Source organism: Aurantimonas aggregata, assembly GCF_010500835.1.
Taxonomy (GTDB): Bacteria; Pseudomonadota; Alphaproteobacteria; order Rhizobiales; family Rhizobiaceae; genus Aurantimonas; species Aurantimonas aggregata.
Map to the genome: position 1 here is coordinate 1 of NZ_JAAAMJ010000023.1, position 20859 is coordinate 20859.

The 20859-nt window shown below is 64.9% G+C and carries 19 protein-coding genes; 14 read left to right on the forward strand and 5 right to left on the reverse strand.

Annotated features, from left to right (window positions below; translation table 11 throughout):
• The first annotated feature begins 204 nt into the window (after nt 1-204).
• From GTW51_RS19810 to GTW51_RS19840, 7 genes are all read left to right on the forward strand, one after another.
• Nucleotides 205-2055 carry a site-specific integrase gene (locus tag GTW51_RS19810; RefSeq protein ID WP_163045787.1) on the forward strand — a complete coding sequence of 617 codons (1851 nt, stop codon included), beginning with the start codon at nt 205-207 and terminating at the stop codon, nt 2053-2055.
• Nucleotides 2056-2885: 830 nt separating this feature from the next.
• Complete coding sequence (locus GTW51_RS19815) at nt 2886-3905, forward strand: hypothetical protein (protein ID WP_163045788.1); 1020 nt, start codon at nt 2886-2888, stop codon at nt 3903-3905.
• A 112-nt stretch (nt 3906-4017) separates the two neighbouring features.
• Entirely contained in the window at nt 4018-4488 is a 471-nt protein-coding gene (locus GTW51_RS19820; RefSeq protein WP_163045789.1) for a hypothetical protein, read from the forward strand.
• Nucleotides 4488-6986 carry an AAA family ATPase gene (locus tag GTW51_RS19825; protein ID WP_163045790.1) on the forward strand — a complete coding sequence of 833 codons (2499 nt, stop codon included), beginning with the start codon at nt 4488-4490 and terminating at the stop codon, nt 6984-6986. The genes GTW51_RS19820 and GTW51_RS19825 overlap by 1 nt, the downstream gene beginning before the upstream one ends.
• Before the next feature lie 100 nt (nt 6987-7086).
• Nucleotides 7087-7413 (forward strand): DUF6634 family protein, encoded by a 327-nt coding sequence (locus GTW51_RS19830; protein ID WP_163045791.1) that lies wholly within the window; start codon nt 7087-7089, stop codon nt 7411-7413.
• A gap of 1025 nt (nt 7414-8438) precedes the next feature.
• Nucleotides 8439-9923, forward strand: coding sequence for a hypothetical protein (locus GTW51_RS19835; RefSeq protein WP_163045792.1), 1485 nt, complete (start codon nt 8439-8441; stop codon nt 9921-9923).
• Nucleotides 9924-10010: 87 nt separating this feature from the next.
• A complete protein-coding gene (locus GTW51_RS19840) occupies nt 10011-10409 on the forward strand; it encodes a hypothetical protein (RefSeq protein ID WP_163045793.1) in 399 nt (132 codons plus the stop codon).
• A 175-nt stretch (nt 10410-10584) separates the two neighbouring features.
• Here the strand turns inward: GTW51_RS19840 and GTW51_RS19845 are convergent, their stop codons facing one another.
• Nucleotides 10585-11394 (reverse strand): ArsR/SmtB family transcription factor, encoded by an 810-nt coding sequence (locus GTW51_RS19845; protein WP_163045794.1) that lies wholly within the window; start codon nt 11392-11394, stop codon nt 10585-10587.
• Between the two features lie 132 nt (nt 11395-11526).
• Between GTW51_RS19845 and GTW51_RS19850 the strand changes: the two genes are divergently transcribed.
• From GTW51_RS19850 to GTW51_RS19860, 3 genes are all read left to right on the forward strand, one after another.
• A complete protein-coding gene (locus GTW51_RS19850) occupies nt 11527-12432 on the forward strand; it encodes a DMT family transporter (protein ID WP_163045795.1) in 906 nt (301 codons plus the stop codon).
• Nucleotides 12433-12736: 304 nt separating this feature from the next.
• A protein-coding gene (locus GTW51_RS19855) for an IS5 family transposase (RefSeq protein ID WP_425483292.1) occupies nt 12737-13571 on the forward strand; the annotation gives its coding sequence in 2 pieces (ribosomal slippage) (nt 12737-13500 and nt 13499-13571; 837 coding nt in all).
• 180 nt (nt 13572-13751) lie between these two features.
• Nucleotides 13752-14861, forward strand: a complete 1110-nt coding sequence (locus tag GTW51_RS19860) for an SDR family oxidoreductase (RefSeq protein WP_246233291.1) — start codon at nt 13752-13754, stop codon at nt 14859-14861.
• Nucleotides 14862-15026: 165 nt separating this feature from the next.
• Here GTW51_RS19860 and GTW51_RS19865 read toward each other — a convergent pair whose 3' ends face one another.
• Nucleotides 15027-15344: a hypothetical protein gene (locus GTW51_RS19865; protein WP_163045796.1), complete on the reverse strand. Its 318-nt coding sequence runs from the start codon at nt 15342-15344 to the stop codon at nt 15027-15029.
• Nucleotides 15345-15532: 188 nt separating this feature from the next.
• Between GTW51_RS19865 and GTW51_RS19870 the strand changes: the two genes are divergently transcribed.
• Nucleotides 15533-15925: a GFA family protein gene (locus tag GTW51_RS19870; protein WP_163045797.1), complete on the forward strand. Its 393-nt coding sequence runs from the start codon at nt 15533-15535 to the stop codon at nt 15923-15925.
• A 193-nt stretch (nt 15926-16118) separates the two neighbouring features.
• On the opposite strand, the gene ligD is transcribed toward GTW51_RS19870, so the two are convergent.
• A complete protein-coding gene (ligD, locus tag GTW51_RS19875) occupies nt 16119-17261 on the reverse strand; it encodes a non-homologous end-joining DNA ligase (RefSeq protein WP_163045798.1) in 1143 nt (380 codons plus the stop codon).
• Nucleotides 17262-17656: 395 nt separating this feature from the next.
• On the opposite strand from ligD, the gene GTW51_RS19880 reads away from it, so the two are divergent.
• The gene (locus GTW51_RS19880) at nt 17657-18457 is read left to right on the forward strand and encodes a GGDEF domain-containing protein (protein ID WP_343034071.1); all 801 of its coding nucleotides are present in this window, start codon (nt 17657-17659) and stop codon (nt 18455-18457) included.
• Nucleotides 18458-18512: 55 nt separating this feature from the next.
• Here GTW51_RS19880 and GTW51_RS19885 read toward each other — a convergent pair whose 3' ends face one another.
• On the reverse strand, nt 18513-18653 hold the full coding sequence (locus tag GTW51_RS19885) for a hypothetical protein (RefSeq protein WP_163045800.1): 141 nt from the start codon (nt 18651-18653) through the stop codon (nt 18513-18515).
• A 30-nt stretch (nt 18654-18683) separates the two neighbouring features.
• On the opposite strand from GTW51_RS19885, the gene lov reads away from it, so the two are divergent.
• Nucleotides 18684-19712: a blue-light-activated histidine kinase gene (gene lov / locus GTW51_RS19890; protein ID WP_163045801.1), complete on the forward strand. Its 1029-nt coding sequence runs from the start codon at nt 18684-18686 to the stop codon at nt 19710-19712.
• Nucleotides 19713-19876: 164 nt separating this feature from the next.
• Nucleotides 19877-20311 carry a MarR family winged helix-turn-helix transcriptional regulator gene (locus tag GTW51_RS19895; protein WP_343034072.1) on the forward strand — a complete coding sequence of 145 codons (435 nt, stop codon included), beginning with the start codon at nt 19877-19879 and terminating at the stop codon, nt 20309-20311.
• 95 nt (nt 20312-20406) lie between these two features.
• Here the strand turns inward: GTW51_RS19895 and GTW51_RS19900 are convergent, their stop codons facing one another.
• A complete protein-coding gene (locus GTW51_RS19900) occupies nt 20407-20805 on the reverse strand; it encodes a response regulator (RefSeq protein WP_163045802.1) in 399 nt (132 codons plus the stop codon).
• Nucleotides 20806-20859: the final 54 nt, after the last annotated feature.

Sequence of the window (20859 nt, forward strand, 5' to 3'; positions counted from 1 at the left end):
CAGAAAATGTCGAAATCGGCGCGAAGTGGAATGGGCATCGCCATGGCAAACCTCCGTTTGCCACCATGATTCAGATCAGAACGGGATTGGGAATCCCCTACGAGTCAAAACCCTCGCTCGTTGGTATCAGCCCGCCCAGCCAAGGGTGGCAAAATGGTAGGTGTATCGGGTGGTGTACAGCGTGGTGTATCGTGCGGTGTATCGTTGGGCGAAGGCGAGGACGGCTCGCCCAGGCGTTCTTCGTCTCGCGGTCCGGGGCCGCATCTCGTGCGCTGCGGCACGAGCTATCTCTTTCAGATCCGGTTGCCGATCGAGCTCGGCGGTGGTCGTGCCGCACCGCCGATCCGGATCGGCATCGGGGCCCGTCCGGCGGGCGGCGCGCGGCGGATGGCCGACATCCTCGCGGCAGCCGCTCGTACCGAGTTCTCGCGAATCAAGGCACGGCGCATGAGCGGCAACGACGACGCTGATAACGAGCCGCAGGAGGGCTTGGTGTTTCCGGGCGACGATCCGCGCGAAGTCGTGGCGGAGATCCGGGGCTACCTGAAGGGCGTGAAGCTTTTCGTCGACAGGGAACCTCCGGAGCCGTGGGCCGAGCAAGCCGCAGCCTTTGCGGGTCTGCGCGGTCTCGTCGGCATCGCCCGCGAGATCGAGAAGGGTCCGGACGGTAACCCGGTGATCGTCGAGAACGTCGACCTTTTGAAGGGCAAGTATGTTGATCAGTTCGCGGGCACCGCGATGACGCCAGTAGCAAGCGCGGCGCCGACCGTGCCCGCGCCCGCAGCAGCAGCGGAGCCTTCGCTTGCCAGCGTACCACCTGCTGCGGCGCCTGCTGTTTCCTCCAGCTACAGGGTCGAGGTCCTTTCGCGGACCGAGCCGCGGCAGTTCGATCAAGATGGAAAGGTGATCCCGGCCTTCCTGCTCGATCGCCGCATCGTGGTACGCCGCGCCTCCGAGATGCCGCCGTTCAGCGAGGTTTCTGACGAATATCTCGCTGCCCGGCTGTCGGCATCGCCGTCGAAACACCGAGACATCAGCACCGCGCGTTTCCGTCGCGACCTGTTCATCCAACTCATCGGTGACCATCCGGTCGACACCTACAACGCCGCCGATCTCCAAGCCTACATCCATCTCCTCAGCCACTGGCCCGCCGAGGAAGGCGATCGCAGGGGCGACTGGACCGCTCGCCAGATCATCGAGAACAATCGGGATCTGCATCTGAAGCCGATCGGTCTCTCCACCTTCCGCGATGGCTATGTCGGCACGATCGGGACGATGATGCGTCACAAGATGGCGACACTCGGCTATTCCGACCCGTTTGCGGGAGCGAAGATCCGCTATCCCGAAACCGCCACGCCTAAACGCAGCGCCGAACCGCTCGCGTCGGAAAAGATTTCCCGGCTGTTTCGCACGGGCGTCGAGGGCGGTCTTCTCGACGAGGCGATGCTGCCGCTTCTCGGCCACCTGACCGGGCGGCGGCTGGGGCTATTGATCCATCTTCAGGGCCGCGACATTCGCGAGAAGTTTCGCAATGTGTATGTCGCCGAAACCTCGGGCATCGTTTTCACGGGCGGGGTGTGGAAGCGCGTTCCCTACAAGACCGCTGCAAGCACGAGCTACTTCGTGCTGCACCCGTTCCTGAAGGAGATCGGCTTCGTCGATTGGGCGATGGAGCAAGAGGAGGATTTCCTGTTCCCCGAGATCATGCGCCTGGTGGATCCCTCCAAAAGCGCCTCCTCGTATATGCAACGCCTGTTTCGCAAGGCGGGTATCGAGAAGAAATCTGGAGAGGTATTTCATTCGCTGCGGGGTGGCAGCATCGATGAGATGCGCGACGAAAAGGTCGACGGCAAAATTCGTCGCATCCAGGTCGGCCACACCGTCGGAAGTGACGAGCACGAAGGGTATGGTCGGCGGTCGCTGAGTGAGAAAGCTTCCCGGCAGCTCAACCTGTTGCCGCTGAACCCCGAGATCGATTTCTCGATGTTCCACGGACTACAGTTCGACGTCATGGCGAAGCGCAAACGGACGCGAGGGCGGCGACCGAAAAGCTGAAGCTCCGAGAGTAGTCGGAACCTGACGGCTAGCCAGATGGCGGGCATTTCTCTGTGCTCAATGTTGGTTTCAGCTCCAGCCACGCGCCGGGCGTCACTTCGGTGCCCTGGTTAGGGGCCGACCTCAACGCGAGGGGAGGCCCTGACTCGTCGACTAGATGCTGCTCTTGGAAATGATTTCTGGCTTCGAGAGCCAAGACGCCGAAGCGTGCTTCCAAAGCTTCGTTTGGTTGAACTCACCGAAGACTGATCGCATGGGGCAAGCTTGAGTGGCCGCGATCAGCGCACTTCGGGGGGATTTCAAGTGTCCGGGCTTGCTCGGCGCGGTGAGGGAGCCCTTCATTAACCATATCGGCGCCGAGTTCCTGCCAGCGCCTTGCGATCGGTGGTTGAAGGGCTCAGTTTCCGTTTTGTGCTCGGGATCACCCTGAGCCGACACGAGACGGCCCCCGCTGGTGTTTGCCGCACCGAACGAGGGCCTGACCCGCAACCTGCTGAGAGGTCTTGGGCTATGACGAGCCATAATCACTTCGTCCCTTCGAGGAAAGCTTCGGAAACGGCGACTGCTGGGCTGATAGGATCGAGCGGACCCTGCCGCGTGATGTCGCGGCTGTCGCAGGCGCCCCGCGCTTAACGAGCGCCGGACGCCAGTCGCTTTCCGTTTCCAATCGAGATGATCACCAACCGCTGACGAACAGGATGGGGCGAATGCCTTGTTCGTGCCGACGGTTCCCGTCCGCCTGACGCGCCTGATCCATCAGAGCGCGGACGGATGCTGACGGCCGCCGCCAACGGTTTGTGCCGATCATCTCCCTGTCCAAGGGACTTTCCATGCTTCGTTCTTCGAAGGGTGTCGCCTCGGCTTTTGCCGAGCGTGCCCGCTATTCCTGCCGCATCCGGTTCTCCGATATCGAGACCGAACTCGACGCGCTGATCGAGAGAGCCGTTGCCGCCATCGTTGCCAGCACCCCGGCGCCGGACGCGATCCTCGGCGACTATGTCGGCCTCGCCTCGCTGATCCGCTCGGTCTCCTTCCACGAGGGCAAGCTGCTCGAACAGGCGATCATCGCCATCGGCCAGCACAACCCGGACCTCATCGTACTCTGGCAGTCGCTGCGGCTGCCGTTGACCCCGGCGGCGCTGGAGGCGATCGCCCTCAACCGCGGCGGCACGCTGAAGGGGCTGAGCTTCGACGCCGATGCCAAGACTCGGGCGAGCTACACGCCGGACCTCGTCGTGGTGAACCGCCGCTATCACAGCGCCACCATCCTCGACGTGAAGCGCTCGATCGCCTCCTATCTCGACACGCACCGCTTGGCCGAACTGAAGACCAAGATGTTGGCCGCGTCGTTGATCCTGCCCGACTGGCTCTACAAGGAGCACAAGCGGCTGATGATCGACACCGTCGGCATCGCCATCGTCGACGGGGCGAGTGCACCCAGCGACCAGGAGAACGGCATCTGGGCGATGACCGAGATCGACGATCTGCTGGAGATCGATGGCGCGGCAGAGGCGATGACGGAACTGCGCCGCCGCTTCGGCGAGAAGATCCGCGCGCTGCTTGCTGCCGAGGCTCATCGGCTGGTCGAGGCGAATGTCGATAAGGCCCAGCGCACGCGTCCAACTTGCCCTGAGAGGAGCGACTCGTTTCTCGGCGCCTTCGGCCAGCCCGCTCCGACGGCGTTCGCTCCGGAGGGCCATGAAGACGACGCCGAGGACGCCGCGCGCTCCAGCCCTGCGTCCGGCGGCGCCATTCCGGCCAGCCGCACCGGAAATAATTTCCGATCCGCCGCACCGCACATACCGCGGACGATCCGCGTCGGCTTCGCCAGAGCACGCCTCGACGGCTGACCTCGCCACGGCCTGATCCCCATCGATCCCCGGCCGCAGCGTCATCCAACCTCAGATCCAATCATCGCCGCAGCCGCCGAGAGCCGGCGCAGCGCACGGGAAAGCTACGTCCATGAACCAGACCACATCGACCTCGACACCGCAGATTGTCCCCCTATCGATGCGCCCGCCGATCCCGACGAAGCTCGCAGGCAGCACTGCCTTGACATCCGTCGTCGCCGTCGGTTCGATGCCGCCGATCCAGGCCATCCAGGCCATCGAGACGATTGCCCCAGCGACTCTGGCGGCGGACGCCATCGCGCCGACCCTCGTGCCGGAGGTCGCCACCTCGCCGGACGATCGCGAGGACACGGCCTTGCTGGTTGGCCTCAGCCTCTGGACCGCCCGCCAGCACGAGCGCTACCTCGCCCGGGCCCAGGCGGCGGACAATAGCGTCGCTCTGCACCGCTACCCGACCGTACTCGTCGACGCGCTGCGCCGTCACGCCGATGCCGGTGACCCCACCTGCCGTTTGGTCCTCGACTGGCTCCTCGCCAAGGGCATCGCCGAGACCGGAAGCACCGCGAGCGAGGGAGCCGTCTGATGGCTCTCCCCAAACGCCCGCGCACCAAGCTCCGACTGGACATCCAGCCGGCAGAGCCGGCACCCGCCATCGACGCCACCAGCGGCGAGCACAAGGTCGCCGAGAGCGTTGCTACCCTGCTGCTCATCGAGCAGGCCCTGCGACGGAACGACATGGATGTCGGACACCTCGTCGACCGCTTCGATCGTCCCGGATCGGTGGTGCTGCTGCTCGCCCGCGTCGAGGGCTTTGCCGCCGCGGCGCTGCGGGTGCTGGAGGCGGGATCGATCCTGCCCGGTCGCACGCAGACGCTGGACGTCGACTACGTGAAGCCCGGCGGCTATGCGCGTTTTGCCGACGATGAGGACATCCGCTGGCGCATCGTCACGATGATCGCCGGAGAGCATGACAGCAGGCCGGACGTCGAAGCCGACCCCCTCATTCGCATTCACATCACCCACGTCGCCCGCACGCCGTATCCGCTGCTGGTCATCGCCGAGGCGCCGCCGATCCCGTCACTGCTGGCGCTTGCCGCCGACGTGGTGCTCGACGGCGGCAGCCTCGACGCCGACATCATCGCGGAGACGGCAGCGCGCGTTGTCGGCCATGATCCCGATGCGGTCCGCTCGGTGCTTGCAGCCGCATTGTTCGACCCACGGCGGCTGTCGGTGGCCGATCTCTCGGTGGCAATCCGCCCCGGCGTGCCGGTCGACCGGATGATCGCCATGCTGACGCACCTGGCATCAGGTCCCGGGGAGGATGACGAAGGCGACGCGTCGGGTTCCTCCTCCACGCCGACATTGTCAGAGTTCCTGCTGCGATCGAAAGGCGACAGCGACTGGGACCGGCGCGTCGAGAGCCTGCCTGCCGACGCCAAGGGTCGCCACCATCGCAAGTCCGGCACCGGGTCTCAGCGACCGGGCAAGTCGGGCAATAAGGAAGCCGCCTCCAAAAGCGGGTCGGAGGTGATCCTGCCGGAGGCGTCGGGCGATCCCTTCCGGCTGAGTGTCGAGACACTGGCAGGCTTCGGTGAGGCGCGCGGCTGGGCGCTCGACCTCAAGGCCGATCTGGCGCTGTGGCGGGCGGGCAGCCTGCCATGGGACCAGATCAGCTCGCGGCTGCTGCTGTCGGGCCCGCCCGGCACGGGCAAGACCACCTATGCCAAGGCGCTCTGCAACAGCCTCGACCTGCCCCTTCACGTCTCGTCGGTGTCTACCTGGCTGGAGGCGAGCTATCTCGGCAACGTCATCGCGCGGATGAACGCCGCCTTCGCGGAAGCCCGGCAGAACGCCCCGTCGATCCTGTTCATCGACGAGTGCGATGGCATCGGCAAGCGACAGCCACAGGACCGGGACTTTGCCGACTACTGGAACGCCCTTGTCAATAAGCTGCTGGAACTGCTGGATGGCGCGGCGAAGGCGGAAGGGGTGATCATCGTCGGCGCGACGAACCGACCGGAGGCGATGGACGAGGCGCTCAAGCGCTCCGGCCGCTGGGAGAAGCAGATCGCCATCCCGATGCCCGACCGAGAGGCGCTCAAGGGGATCCTGGCGCATCACGTCGGACCCGAACTCGCTGGCCTTGTCGCGGCCGCACATCCCGACGCACCGATGCCGCACCAGCGGGAGCCGGTCGCCGCCGTGCTGACACAGCTTGCTCGGCAGGCGAACGGCCGCAGCGGCGCCGATATCGAGCGGCTGGTGCGCGAGGCGCGCGGCAAGGCCCGCCGCGAGGGTCGCGGCCTCACCCATGCCGACCTGACGGCGCGGCTTGCGAATGGTCGTCCGGCCCGGCCGCAGGACCTGCGCTATCGCATGGCCGTCCATGAGGCGGGCCACGCCGTGGTCCGCCGGGCGCTGAATGTCGGCAGCGAGCTCAGCCTGTCGATCGAGGCGGCCGAGGGCGGCTATGCGGAATCGATGCTCGACCTGAATGTCGTCCAGTCCGAGGCGTGGGTCATGGCGATCATCGCCGCCTACCTTGCCGGACGTGCCGCCGAGACGATGGTGTTCGGCAACGTCACTGTCGGCTCGGGCGGCGAACGCACGAGCGATCTCGCCAGTGCCACACGGCTCGCGCTGTCGCTGGAGATCGAGCTCGGCTTCGGAGAGCGACCGCTACTGCACCGTCCGATGCAGCATGCCGAACTCCTGCTGCTGCGCGACGACCCGCTGAGCCATGCCGTTCATGCCCGGCTGGAGGCGGCACTGGCTCTGGCCACCCGCACGCTCGAGGCCGACCGCGCCATGCTGCTGCTGTTGGCCGACGCGCTGTGCGCAGCGGGCAGCATGGATACGGCCGAGGTCGAAGCCGTCCTCGCAGCCGGTGACGGCGGTGCTTCAGCGGATGCCACGGCGGAGGCGAGGTCGGGAGCGAAGGCGAAGGGCGCGGCAACGGCGGTGCCAAAGGTGGACCGTCCGACAGCGTCTGCCGGACGCACGACGTCGAACTGTGCCCCCGCCGATCGCAGGCTCGCCAACGGGGCATCCCAGGCCAAGCCGCCCGAGCCGCCGAGCTGAGGTCGGCACCGACTGGCGTCGACCAACACGCATCCACCTGCCGAGACCCCATCCCACCACAACGCAGCCACCTGCGCCGCGAACGAAGGATCGTGCCCGCATGAGCATCATCATCCTGCCGAACGGCACCGCCTTGCATATGGACAAGGAACTGCACCTGCTGACCGAGCTTCAGCGTGATATTGCCCGCATCGACGACGGCTGGCACCCCAGCGAGAGGGATCTGGCTGACGCGCCGGTCCTCGAGCACTGGTCGCTCGGCATGCGCATGCAGCCCTGCTTGACGGGCGAAGTGTACGGCCACCCGAGGCTCCGCAGCGGCGGAAAGTCCGTTACCTCGCAGCTCCACGTGTTTGCGCCGCATCACGGTTACGCCCGCACCCTCAGCCGCTTCTACCGCCTCGGCCCTCCTGCAACCGACGGCTGAGGTCGGGTGCTGCGCCGACCGATCGGTAGCCTCGGCTACGCCGACCACGGTGGGCTGTCAGCCGAGACCGTCGCGAAGTACCGGACGGCGGCGTCATCTCAATGCGGTGGATCCCGGATGCGTTGTCCTCGCATCGTTGCGCTGCCATCCGAGCCATTGAGCCGCCGTAGGAACGGCCTCAGCGCCGCGATCCTGATCAACGTGCCGTAACCGATCGCACGTCCCCGGCAACGCAATCCAGGTCAGCTCAAATTGCGCATTCCTGTTGCGGAGCTCTGTATCCTCGTTGCGAGCCGCACGGCAGCGTTGCGAATGTCTGGACGTCCGATTCAGCGCTGCCGAGGCCGCCTGGGCCGTGGGCAGCCGAACGCGTTTCCCTTCGACTCAAAGTCCCTAAACGTCAGGGCGACCTGAGATGACGTGAGACAAGTTACGCATTGCCGATTCAAAGCTCTGGACCAGCGTTGCAAGGCTCCAGTTGCGCGTTGCGAACGTCTGGTTAGGCGTGTCGAAGGTGGGGGTTATCGTTGCGAAGCTCGACACGGGGGATTCGCGACCAAACGTCGTTTGCACGTGCCTATGCGGACACGCCGCGGCCAGTCTGTCTGACGCCGACCGCAAAACGTTTTTGAGCGGGCCAGTTGCGGCGGCCGCGCCAATGCATGGCGACGACTTTACTGGGCTGATCACCGACCCAGGACGACTTCCAGCGGCGGCGCACGGCTCGCACCTGCCTGACGTGGACCTCGCGTCAAGGGTGGCGGGCAGCTCACGAAGACCATCAGCTCCAGTTTAACTCGCCGCAAATAAATCTCCGGAAAGTAGAAACGGACCTCTATCATGCGATGCGCGAACTAAATCTCTCTATGGGACGGAATATGCCTGAGTTAATTCACTGTAAAAACAAGTATTGACGAATGAAAGCTCTGACGCCGCCAAATGCAACTCGCTGGATTATGACATAAGAACTGTGCTAATGGTTATGTGTTGCTGCCAATCACGGCTGCGCAACATCAGGAGAGACCATGACGACCAACGACGACATGCCGGAGAGCTTCCGTGGCGGCCAGGCGCCCGAGGAGAACCCCGTCCCCGCGAGCGTGCCCTTGCGCGCGGACGCGGACGACGCGGGCGACGCGGGCGCACAGGAGAAGAAGCCGCGGGGCAAGCCGAAGGCGGCCAAGACCGCCAAGGGCGGGAAGGCGGCGGAGACCGGAAAGGCGACTGTGGCGGCGAAGGCCGAGAGGGTGCGCAGGGAGCCGAAGGAGAAGAAGGAGAGCGGCCGGAGGCAGGCGAAGGAGAAGTTCGACATCACCTCGCTCCCGGTCGAGCGGCAGGCGAAGGTGATGAAGGGCATCGAGCGGGTGAACGTGCTCGGCCGCAAGACCACCGAGAACATGCTCGACCTCGGCGAGACGGTGAACGACCTCGCCGTGGAGGTCGACAACCCCAACCACTGGCGGGACATCATCGAGACCAGCACCAGCTACGACTACAAGACGGCCGAGAACTGGCTGAAGGTGCACAACAAGTTCGCGTCCCGTCGGGCCGAGATCCTCCGGTGCAGCGTGACGCCGACCGTCCTCATCGCCCTGCTCCCGGCGACCGACGAGCAGGTCGACACGGTGCTGGCATCCTTCGACGCGGGCAAGCGCCTCAAGGTGCGCGAGGTCAACGCCCTCGTCCGCGCCGGGTTGGAGAGCGTCGCCGCCTCGACTGCCCGCGGCGGGTCAAAGGGCCTGCGCAGCCTCGGCGCCGCCAGGCTGGGGCGCCAGCAGAAGACCGTCACGGCCGCGCTGAAGGCGATCCGGCAGATGGTCGCCTCGGCGCTCGAGGCCGCCGCAACGAAGCGGCTGGAGAAGGGCAAGCTCGTCAAGGACGTCCTGCCGGTCGCCCGAGTGGCCCACGCCGAGCTGACCGAGATGGTCTGCGACATCGACCCGCGTTCGCTGTCGGGCAGCGCGTCGCTGCGGCACCTGCCGGTGGAGGACGAAGCCTGGGCGGAAGTCCTCGAACTCCTCGACACCATGACGACCGCGGAGGACTGGCCGGAGGCGACCGGGCTGAAGGCGTGGCTCAGCGGCAAGGTCATGAGCTTGCTCGCCTTCGCGCTCGACGGCGTCGAGAGCGGCACGGCCGTCGACGAGGCGATGGTGGAGACCACCGAGACCGAAGCGGCGGCTGAGGGGGCTTCGACCGGTGCGGTCGAGGTTGCCGTGGCCACGGACGTCGTGACAACGGCCGACGGCGGGTCGACGGACACGCCGATGAAGGAGGGGCCGACGTCGGATGTCGCCGAGGGCTCGACCAACGTCACCCCCCTGGCGTCGGCCGACAAGACCGCGGTGCCGAAAACGGCAGCGCAGCCGAACCCGGCCGCAGGGAAGGCCGGGTCGGCGCCCGCGACGATCCACGCGTTCCGCGGCAAGCGGCCCGGCGCGATCATCCCGGGCTTTCTGGCAGCCGAGACGCCCGGCGGCGCACCCGGCAAGCCCGACAACGCGGTCTGATCTTCGTCATTCGACCATCGGGCCTCGCCGTCGCCGCACGGCGGGGCTCCGGACCCCTTCACCGATCCAACCTCGCAAGGCAGTCCTATGACCGATCTGACATCGACACCGTCCCGGAAGCCGAAGCCGCCGAAGCGCGCCAAGGTCGACAGCGTGGCGCCAACGCCGCGTTCAGTGCGGCTTCAGCGCCAGGCCGAGTACCAGCGGGCCTATCGCGCCGAGCAGAAGCGCAGGCGGATCCCTTCGCGCGACGACGCGGCCCGGGTTGCCTTCCACTGGTTCGTCACCCTCATGTCGGACAAGGGCGACGAGGTCGGGCTTGCCAATATCCATCGCGAGATCGTTCGGCGCCTGGTCGAGCTCGGCTTCGACGAGGGAGGCGCCGATCGTCGGGTCAGTGATCTGTTCGAGCGCTATGAGAATGGCTGGACCTTCCAGGCGAAGCCGCATTTGCGCTCGGCGCCCAAGTCGGACCCGCTGTCCTGACCGGGCACGACGGCCACTTCGAAACGGCATCAGCCGCCTGTGGTCCATCCACCCGGTTCACGCCGCCCAGCACGAGGTCAAGCTGTTTATGGATGGCAGTTGCCGAACAACCCCGGATGCCTAGAGGGGCAAACGCCCCCATAACTTCAGCAAACGCCGTTTGCCGTTGCAACGATCATTCAGACGCCGCAGCCGCCGTTCGCTCGGCATCGACCGGATCGCAGAAATCATTTCCAGGGGCTGCCTTCAGACCAGTCGGCGATCCGGGTGAGACCGGCATCGACGCCACCCACACCGGCTCGCACCGGAACGTCCCGACGAAGCCGCGCTCGCCGGCCTGACTGATCCGCAGCGTTCGGCTGGCCGGCACCCGCACGAGCCAGCCGAGCGCGAGCGAGCGGTCGAGGAGTGCAGCGCCGAGTTTGCCGGCCAGATGCGCGCGGCGCTCGCTCCAGTCGAGGCAGGTTCGGCAGAGCGGCCGCTTGCTGGCGTGGAGCGCGCCGACATCGATGCCGAAGTCCGAGAGGAAGCTGCGGCCGTCGTCGGAGACGATGCCGACGCCGTCCTCGATTTGGATGAGGCCTTGCCCCTGGAGCGCGTCGGCGATGGCGACGCCGAGCCGGCCCGCCAGATGATCGTAGCAGGAGCGCGCCAGCCGCATCGCCGCATCGCGAGGGCCGCGCACGCGGGATGATGTGGCACCGCTGGATAGCGCCATCAGCCCTTCCAGCGCCTCGGCGATTTGCGGCGATGCCAAGCGGAAGTATCGGTGCCGTCCCTGCCGCTCGACGGCGACAAGGCCGCCGTCCCGCAGCCTGGAGAGATGGCCGCTGGCCGTCTGCGGCGTCACGCCGGCATAAGCGGCCAGTTCCCCGGCGGTCAGCGCCTCGCCGCCCATCAGCGCCGACAGCATGTTGGCGCGGGCGGGATCGCCCATCAGGAAGGCGTTTGCGGCAATGCCGCTGCCGGTCGGTGGATCGATCATGAAAGGCAGGATAGGTGGCGCGGCGCGGCTTGTCAGGAGGCGACGCTTCGGTGAATACCGAAGCATCGGGACGGGTGACGTTATAGCTTCCGCCATCGTCGACCCTCCTCCTCAAGACCTGAAAGATTCCCCATGGCGGACCATCCCCCGCGCCTTGCCATCAGCCTCGTGATGCTGCTCGCCCTCGCCACGCTCTGGGGCGCGTCCTACACGTTCATCAAGGTGGGCGTCGCCACCATCCCGCCGATCACGCTCATCGCCGTGCGCACGCTGATCGCCGGCCTGTTGTTGCTGCTTATCCTGCGCATGCGCGGGCTTCGGCTGCCGACGGACTCCCGAAATATCCAGCGCTTCCTCGTTCAGGCTTGCCTCAACGCCGTGCTGCCTTTCACGCTGATCGCCTGGGGCGAGCAGTATGTCGATGCCGGGCTGGCCGTGATCCTCAGCTCCCTCAGCCCCGTCTTCGCCTTTCTGATCAATGCCCTGGTGACGCGCCAGGAGGCCGTAACGGGGCCGAAGATGTTCGGCGTCATGGTCGGCCTCCTCGGTATCGCCCTCATCATCGGCCCTTCCGCGCTCGCCGGCTTCGGTACGGCGCTGGCGGCGCAGTTGGCGATCGTCCTGGCGACCCTTGCCTATGGCGGCGCGGCGAACTTCGGGCGGACCTTCCGCGATCTCGATCCGATGATGCCGGCGGCGGGATCGCTGATCTGGGGCGCGGCGATCCTCATCCCGGTCAGCCTCGTCGTCGACCAGCCCTGGACGCTGGCGCCGTCGCAGGAGTCGATCCTCGCGCTGCTGGCCCTGTCGGTGTTCTCAACGGCGCTGGCCTTCGTCATCTACTTCACCCTGCTCCAGCGTCTCGGGTCGGTGGGCACCACGGCGCAGGCCTATCTGCGGGTGCCGATCGGCGTCGGCATCGGCATCGTCTTTCTCGGCGAGGTGCCGCAGCCGAGCGCCTGGCTCGGGCTCGTCTTCGTCGTGGTCAGCGTGGTTGCGATGACGCTGCCGGCGGGGCGGCGGTTGCGTTCGGCGTGATGCGGGCCAAAAACGGCTGCCCCATCAGCGGAAATGATTTCTAAGACAGAGGGAGGTCAGCTTCGCGCCCATCGCAGACGTTCAGGCAATATTTGCCCTCGCCTAACAGCGGACGTTGCGCCCGAGAGCCTGAAACGCAGGTGAACGTTTGCAAGTCGGTTGTGCGTCCATCTCCACTGCTAGAAGCAGCAGTATGGCTTGCCGAGGATATTCGAGCGCCATCTCTCAGAGCCTGAGCGAAAAGGAGTTGAGCGATATCAGCAGATGTGATTCCCATTCGTTGTCGAGACGATGAGGAATCGAGATAGCCTGGGATGATACCGCTCGACTTGAGCATAGCCGCAGGTACGTTCGCTACCCAATCGATTTGACGGTGAGGGAGTGGGCGCTGGTCGCGCCGCTGCTCCCGCCGGCCAAGCTCGGCGGCAGGCCGCGGACGACCTGTCTGAGAGAGGAGCTGAACGCCATCCTCTACATCGCGTCGAGTGGTTGCCAGTGGCGGATGCTTCCTGCCGATTTTCCGCCGGCCTCCACGGTTCGCGGCTATTGCTACGAGTGGCGTGACAGCGCTCTGCTTTCGACGATCAACGGCCTTCTGGTGATCGGTGCTCGTGAACTGGAAGAGCGCCAAGCCAGCCCGACCGCCGGGGTGATCAATAGCCAAAGTGTCAAACCACTGAAAGCGGCGGGGGATCGCGGTTATGATGCTGGCAAGCAAGTCAAAAGGCGCAAGCGCCACATCGTGACTGACACGTTGGGTCTGCTGCTGACGGGCGTCATCCATGCCGCCGACATTCAAGATCGCGACGGCGCCACGATCGTGCTGAAGTCCCTGCGTTATCGCTTTCCGTGGCTGCGCCACATCTTCGCCGATAGCGGCTATGCAGGCGAAAAGCTGCGGCGCTCGCTCCGCGGACACGGAAACTGGACACTCGAGATCATCAAGCGATCAGACACCGCCAAAGGCTTCGAGGTTCTGCCGCGCCGCTGGGTGGTCGAGAGGACCTTCGCCTGGCTCGGCCGATGCCGCCGTCTCGCCAAGGATTGGGAGCGATCAATCGAAAGCGACCGCCTGGCCCCTCGTGGCCAGCATACGCATGCTCACGAGGAGCATCGCAAGATACTGCATCTGCTCGTGAACTTTTGAATCAGGCTCTTAGGCCCCGACCGAGTGATTTTTCTAGTATCGCAGTAGGTCCCCTCATTGCGGCATCAGGTGTCGGAAGCGCTCATTGGCCGCAGGGCCGCATAGGAACGGCATCTGCCGCACCCCGTTCGACGGTCCGAGCGCCCGACCCCTGGGCGGAGGGGATCAATCGATGATGAACACCAGATCAGCCGCTTTCGCGACGGCGCCCGACGAGCGGATGAACCACGTGAAGGCACCGTTTGGATCCCCTCGTTCGCGAAGGGGCCGATCCGTATCGGCCGCCGGACGTCGACTTGCCGGACAGGTCGTCGTCATAACGGGCGCGAGCTCGGGTATCGGGTTGCTGGCGGCCAGGCAGGCGGCGGCGGAGGGAGCGTCGGTCGTCCTTGTGTCCAGGGACGCCGCTGTGCTCGATCGGATAGCCGCCGCGATCGGGAGCGACGGCGGCCGGGCTCTGGCGGTCAAGGCTGATGTTTCCGTGGAGAGCGACGTCGAGGCCGTGGTGGCGGCGTCGGTCGCGCGTTTCGGTCGGATCGACACGTGGGTGAACAATGCCGGAATCGCCGCCTATAGCACGCTCGTCGACCTGCCGATCGAGGTTCACCGCCGCCTGTTCGAGACCAACTACTGGGGCCTCGTGTACGGCTCGCTCGCGGCCGTCCGGCACTTCCGGAGCCGCCCCGGGGGTGGCCGGCTCATCAACATCGGATCGGTGAACTCTGATGTCGCGATCCCCTTCCTGAGCGCCTACTCCGCGACGAAGCACGCGGTAAAGGGTTTCAACGACGCGCTCCGGCGCGAACTGCTTACCTCCGACCGGGACGTGTCTGTAACGCTGATCAAGCCTTCGGGCATCGCGACGTCGTTTCCCCAGCACGCGAGGAATTTCCTCGACGCCGAGCCGCGGGTCGCGCCGCCGCTCTATGCGCCGGAGATCGTCGCCGACGCCATCGTCCACGCTGCCGCGCACGGCCCTCGCGAGATCGTCGTCGGCGCCGTCGGGCCGGCGCTTTCGATACCGCAGGCGTTGTTCCCGAGGCTCGTCGATCGGCTGCTGGCGATCACGGTGCCGCAGCTCTCGAAGTCCAGCCATCCGCGCACGCTCACCGATAACCTGGAGTCGCCGTCAGGCGGTGCGGAAACTCACTATCGGTATTTTCCGGGCTTGCCCGTAAGCCCTTACACGGCCGCCCAGAAGCATCCCGTGATGGCCGCCGCCATTGCGCTGGCCGTCGGAGCGGCGGCGTGGTGGATCGCAGCGGCTCGCAGTCGGCGGTAGCGTCCGCTGCCCCAGAGCCCAGCCGGCGAGGCATGCCGTGCCGGAGACGGCGATTCGCGGCTGCCACGCGCGTCCTCGATCGGTTGTTCGCGCCGGCCTCGTCGGTGCAGTTTCTGGCGAGCGGACTGATCCCGACGAGGCTGCCTAAGAGCAGCCGGGGTCTTATCAGCGGAGGTTCGGCGCGCTCCAACCAGTAGCCTCGTCGAGCCAAACCTTCTGGCTTCGCTTGTCGTAGATGCAGAGCATCTTGCCCTTGGTGCCTTTGAGGGCCCTCTGAGGAAAGACACCGGTGACCAGCGTCGCCACCTTGTTCAGCGTGTCGTCAAAGAGCACCAGCTCGGACACGTGAGCATGTTTCAGTCCGCTTGCCGCAGCGCATTTCTCGGCGACCGCCAGGTTGAGACTTGCCCAGGCATCGTCGGACGACGCATGCGCGGCAGTCGTCGCCAGCAGGAATGGAAGGGCGATTGGGATTAGGCGCATCGGTGAATTCCCTGTCGGCGGTTGGCGCAGCCCCCGCGTCGGCCACGAATTGCACTAAAGTCGTTTGAGCAAACAGCGTGTCGGTCGTATGGCGGAGTTGATGCGGTAGGAGCCACTGCCGACTAAAGGGCACTGGGCGCTTCCAGTCCTTGCTCCCGTTGCTACCTACTCCGGGGAGGAGAGGTGGCATGACGGTCAGGACAGGTGGTTGCAACTGCGGCGCGGTCCGCCTCGAGATACGCGGCGAGCCGATACGCGTCGGCCTTTGCCATTGCAGGGTCTGCCGCAAGGAGACGGGAGGCCCCTATCTAGCTTTCGTCGTCTTCGAGGATGCGGCTGTCACCGCCACTGGCGAGACCCGGAGCTGGGCCGACGACTTCGTACAGCGCCACTTCTGCTCGAGCTGCGGATCGAGGCTCTTCAGCGTCGAGGGCAACGGCGAGGTCGAGGTGCGACTAGGGTGCCTCGACGCCGCGCCCACGGATCTGGCGCCGACCTACGAGAACTGGGTGGTCCATCGGGAGAGCTGGCTTCCGGAGCTGCCGGGAGCCGGACAAAACGAGCGGGATCGAAACGCCTGAGGGAGATCTCGCACTCAATCCCGAGCGCGCGCGACATTGCCTTGTTCTGGGGGGGGGCGACCAAAGTGCTCGCCATAGCCGCACATCCGTCCCCTCGATGCAGTTCGTGGAAGAGCCGAACTGGGAGCCCGTCGTGTAGGCCCCTCTCTATATAGCCACATCGAAACCCTTCGCTCTCACCTGCCGAAGCGGGTCAGACTAACTCTTTGTCTTGGACCGCGGGTATTGCGCGACGAACCGAAATGTCGCCGCCCTCGGAACATTGCTCGGCCGAGTTACCTGGGGGCGACGACAGGCGAAAGACGTCGGCGCTATCCGCCGTCTCCCGCAACCCCTTGAACGAGGCGTGTCGGAGTTTTCGGTCGCCGGTCCAGCCGCGATATTCGATCTCGGCGACCAGCTCGGGGCGCGCGATGACGAGCTTGCGTTCCCTCGGCGCGTAGGGCGGGCGTTCGGTTTTCATCGCATCTAGCTGTTGCTTCAGCTCGCGCACCTGGTCACCTTTGAACCCGGTGCCGACCGAGCCGACATAGACGAGGCCTTCCTCGCTCTGCGCTGCCAGGAGCAGGCTGGCGATCGCCCCGTGGACCTTGGTCGAGGGCTCGTAGCCGAAGACAATGAAGCTGTCGCTCTGGATGCACTTAACTTTCAGCCAGTCGCCGCGGCGACCGCTCCGGTAGGGCGCCTCGCGGTTCTTCGCGATGATCCCTTCAAGCCCGCGCTGGCAGGCACGCCGCAGCAGATCCGCACCCTCAGCCTGAACCTCCTCCGACAGCCGGATGGTACCCGTCTCGTCCTGGAGCAGATCCTCGAGCAGGTGACGCCGTTCGACGAGCGCCATCCCGGAAATGTCGTGCCCGTCGAAATAGAGCAGGTCGAAGGCGTAGAAGATGACCTCCTCGCCGGCGATACGCTTGCCGCCGCGTCCGCCGAGCGACTGCTGAAGTGCGGCGAAGTCCGAGCGCCCTTGGTCGTCCAGGACCACGGCCTCGCCGTCGAGGATGAGGGCAGGGGCGTCGAGTGCGACGGCTGCCCTTGCGATGGCGGGAAAGCGGTGCGACCAGTCATGGCCGCCGCGGGTGAGAATGCGGGCATGCCCGTCGTCGACATGGACCGCCAACCGATAGCCGTCCCATTTGATCTCGTAGGCCCACTCCGGCCCCGCGGGCGGCTTTGCCGCCAGCAGCGCAAGGCAGGGCTCGATCCGATCAGGCATGGGATCGAAGGGGAGCTGCGGCTGACGGGGATCGCGCGGTGTCGGCGCCCGGCCGCGGGCAATGATGTTCGTCTCCTGCTGGAGACCGAGGGATTTTGGGGGCCGGGAGCGCTTTGCCATCCGGTCATTGCGCCAGAAAGTGCTTAAGGGTCGGTGAGGAAGGCGGCTGTGGCGCTCAAGTACGCATGATCGAACGTTAGCCTATGCGATCTCGGACGCCACCACAGCAGTGCCGGAGCATGAGATGCTTCCTCGCCAACATCAGGACGAGCCTCTATGGTGGTGCCTAGGGAGAATGTACGCGCGGCCCTGTTCATGGCCTTTGCTCGTGCTCCAAGGTCCATGTTTCCGTCTGAGGATGACTGCCGCGTGAAAGCGTTGAGGCCGGTCGCCGTCACGCCCACGGCCCGCGACAGAAATGCGTCGTTGATGAGCGGCCGACTGGTGCAGCCTTGAGCGAGCGCGGCTTTACGCCCAGGAGACGTCTGAGGCTATCTCCCACTGGCTGGTCGAGGGTGATTCTGACGACGATCGCCGGTACGGTGTTCTGCGTCGCCGCCGCGCTTTTTGTGGACTCGTTCAACTTCCACAATTTGAGCGACGCTGAGATCCGGCGAGCGGTTCTGGTTGATATCGCACTGCCCACGGGACTCGCGGCACCTCTCCTGTTTCTCCTGAGCTACAAGATGCGGGAACTTGCGATTGCCTATGCAGAGCTACTTGTCGTCGCAACGACCGACGGCTTGACGCAGATCCCGAACCGGGTCGCGTTCACTACCCGGGCGGAGGTATTCCTCGACAGGGAGAGCGAACGTCCCTGTGCCGGTTCACTCCTCATTGTCGACGCCGACGACTTCAAGAGCATCAACGACGAACTCGGCCATCAGCGAGGGGATTTGGCGCTTCGCATGATGGCGGACGTCATGAAGGATAACCTGCGCAGTGGGGACATCCTAGGCCGCATCGGCGGCGAGGAGTTCGGCATCCTGCTGCCCGGGGCGGACATTGCGGAAGCCTCCAGCGCCGCGGAGCGGATGCGAACGGCTATCGGGGATATCGAGTTCACGACGATGGGTATTGCATGGCCGCTTGCGGTGAGCATTGGCGGCGTGACGTTCGAGGAGTGGGCGTCATATGACAAGCTGTTTGCCGCCGCTGACGCCAATCTTTACCTCGCCAAGGCCGGCGGGCGCGACCAGGTCCGGGTGGGAGCCTTCAAAACGCGATCCTCCGGCGATCTTCCCCCATTGCCTTTTCCGAGAAGACGCCGCCAGCGTGACGACGAATTCCCCGTGACCAGCGAGACGCCGTCATAACCGAGTTCGCGGCTGCGACGGCGATCGATTCGTTCACCGGGGGGCACCCCGCCGTTCAGGCGGCGGGGCTCTGAATGCCGGGCGGGGTAATGGCGTCCTTGGCATCCGGATCTTGCCCGCTGAGCCGCTTTAGCATCCCCATGATCGGTATGACCGTCAGCCCGGTTGCTGCTCCGGGAAACTTCTTCGCCAGCAAGCGTTACCCGATCAAACTCGGGAGATGTAGATGGACGCGGCGGTCGGAGCAGCATTCAAGGGAGATGCACCTGCAGCATCACAAGCGGTCGTGCTTCCCGATCGCCGGGAACTGGCCCTGGTCGCCGTTGAGCGGACACGCATGCCGATGGTGGTCAGCGATGCGAGGCAGCCGGACTGCCCGATCGTACTAGCCAACCACGCGTTCCTTGCCTTGACGGGGTACTCGGCTGAAGAGGTGATCGGGCGGAACTGTCGGTTTCTCCAAGGGCCAGACACCGACCCCTCGGACGTCGAAGCCATTCGTCAGGGTTTAAGGGCAAGAACCGAGGATATCGAGGTGGAACTCCTCAACTACCGCAAAGACGGCAGCGCCTTTTGGAACCAACTCGCCATTAGCCCCGTCACCGATGAGATGGGAGAGGTGATCTACTACTTCGCGTCTCAAAAAGACGTCTCCGCCCGCAGACGGGCAGAGCAGATGGAGGCGACAGAACGCCTCCTTCTGATGGAAGTGGACCATCGGGCCATGAATGCGCTTGCCCTCGTTCAGAGCTTCGTCAGCCTCAGCAAGGCCGATACCGCTATTGGCTATGCGACAGCAGTCCGGGAAAGGGTCGAGACGCTCGCTCGTGCGCATCGACTACTTGGCGAGGCGGGATGGTCGGGGGTTGATCTCGGCCGCCTGCTGGCCGCGGAGACGCCGGAGGAACACACGGGATGCGTCTGCGCAAGCGGGACATCCATCCAACTTCCCACCCCGTTGGTCCAGCCAATGGCGGTGGTGCTTCACGAGCTCATGACGAACGCGACACGCCACGGATCCCTTCGGCACCTCAGCGGCGCCGTGGAAGTCGAGTGGCTTCGCCTGTCGCAGTCCCTTCTCATCAAATGGCGCGAGACAGGAGCGCATGACGTCGCTGAGCCGACTGAGGCTGGCGTCGGTATTCGGCTGCTTGAGGGTGTCGTGACGCGCCAGCTTGGCGGGGGCGTAAAGTGGTCATGGCCGTGTAGCGGCCTGTGCCTAGAATTAGAAGTGCCGATGGAAGCTGCCGAATAGACTGGACAGGGAGGGACAGCTTCCCCTTCTCTTGAGCCAGGGTTTTCCGGAACGAACCTCGACGGCGTGTTCTGATTTGTGGGAGATGTTCGGTGGTGCGAGATTCAGCCGCTTTTCGTGATGCTAGGTCTGACATTGCGAACAAGGCAGTGAGGGTGGTTGACGTGGATGCTGCTGAGGCAGCCCTTGTTCCTAAGCTGCTCTCGATCGGCAAATCCATCCGCGCGATGATGGGCCTCAAGCTGGCCGAGCTGGGCCTGCATGTAGGGCAGGACGAACTGCTACTGGCTCTAGTTCCTGAGGCAACGGTATCGGTTTCCCGCCTGGCTGAGACGTTGGCTGTCCGTCCTTCGACAGTTTCGAAGATGCTGGACCGTCTCGTGATTGCGGGACTTGTTGAGCGGGCCGAAGATTCACGCGACGCGCGCCGCACCGTTGTCCGGATGACATCCTCCGGAGTGGAGATGCAGGGCCGCATTCGCGAGCTATGGCAGGGGGTGGAGAATGAACTCGAGGATTTGCCGGATCGACGCGTGGTGACACACAGTCTTCAGGGACTACAGCAAGTACTCAGCGCCAAGCTCAGGCGCTTGCGCTGAAATATCTGGGCATCTCCCCGCGAGATCGCGAGACGATAGTCGTCGCCGCTGGCTGCGAGACGGAAGATGCACCGGCTTGTGAAAGGATCTGCTTCTTACGTGCGGACACGGCGCCATGTATCGAAGAGCACGCGAACGACGTTTTCTGGATCGTTAGGTTTCTGGTAGACTGGCACGTCCTCCAAGTCGTCCGGCATGTGCCAGCCGTCGTATCCGGTCACGAAGATTAATGGGACGCCGCTGGACTTGAGCCTTTGCGCGACAGCGATCGAAATTCCGTCGGTAAGGCGGATATCCAGAATGGCAGCATCAATGGCGCGGCCTGCGCTTATCAGCGCCATCGCCTCCTGGACGCTCGGCACGGGTCCCAAGACGGTCCCGCCTGCCGCTTCGACCGCTTCCTGCATTTCCATCGCAATGAGAGCTTCGTCCTCGATAATCAGGATGGATCGTCCAGAAAAATCAACGGAGGCTTCAACAAGCATGGATGACAAGGATGGTCTTAGCTCAGGAGAGATCGGTCCGAAGCTATCATACACCCATTCCTG

Excerpts from the sequence above, each read along its gene's own strand:
- GTW51_RS19815 (WP_163045788.1), top strand. The coding sequence starts at position 2,886 with ATGCTTCGTTCTTCGAAGGGTGTCGCCTCGGCTTTTGCCGAGCGTGCC.
- GTW51_RS19820 (WP_163045789.1), top strand. The coding sequence starts at position 4,018 with ATGAACCAGACCACATCGACCTCGACACCGCAGATTGTCCCCCTATCG.
- GTW51_RS19825 (WP_163045790.1), top strand. The coding sequence starts at position 4,488 with ATGGCTCTCCCCAAACGCCCGCGCACCAAGCTCCGACTGGACATCCAG.
- GTW51_RS19830 (WP_163045791.1), top strand. The coding sequence starts at position 7,087 with ATGAGCATCATCATCCTGCCGAACGGCACCGCCTTGCATATGGACAAG.
- GTW51_RS19835 (WP_163045792.1), top strand. The coding sequence starts at position 8,439 with ATGACGACCAACGACGACATGCCGGAGAGCTTCCGTGGCGGCCAGGCG.
- GTW51_RS19840 (WP_163045793.1), top strand. The coding sequence starts at position 10,011 with ATGACCGATCTGACATCGACACCGTCCCGGAAGCCGAAGCCGCCGAAG.
- GTW51_RS19845 (WP_163045794.1), bottom strand. The coding sequence starts at position 11,394 with ATGATCGATCCACCGACCGGCAGCGGCATTGCCGCAAACGCCTTCCTG.
- GTW51_RS19850 (WP_163045795.1), top strand. The coding sequence starts at position 11,527 with ATGGCGGACCATCCCCCGCGCCTTGCCATCAGCCTCGTGATGCTGCTC.
- GTW51_RS19860 (WP_246233291.1), top strand. The coding sequence starts at position 13,752 with ATGATGAACACCAGATCAGCCGCTTTCGCGACGGCGCCCGACGAGCGG.
- GTW51_RS19865 (WP_163045796.1), bottom strand. The coding sequence starts at position 15,344 with ATGCGCCTAATCCCAATCGCCCTTCCATTCCTGCTGGCGACGACTGCC.
- GTW51_RS19870 (WP_163045797.1), top strand. The coding sequence starts at position 15,533 with ATGACGGTCAGGACAGGTGGTTGCAACTGCGGCGCGGTCCGCCTCGAG.
- ligD (WP_163045798.1), bottom strand. The coding sequence starts at position 17,261 with ATGGCAAAGCGCTCCCGGCCCCCAAAATCCCTCGGTCTCCAGCAGGAG.
- lov (WP_163045801.1), top strand. The coding sequence starts at position 18,684 with ATGGACGCGGCGGTCGGAGCAGCATTCAAGGGAGATGCACCTGCAGCA.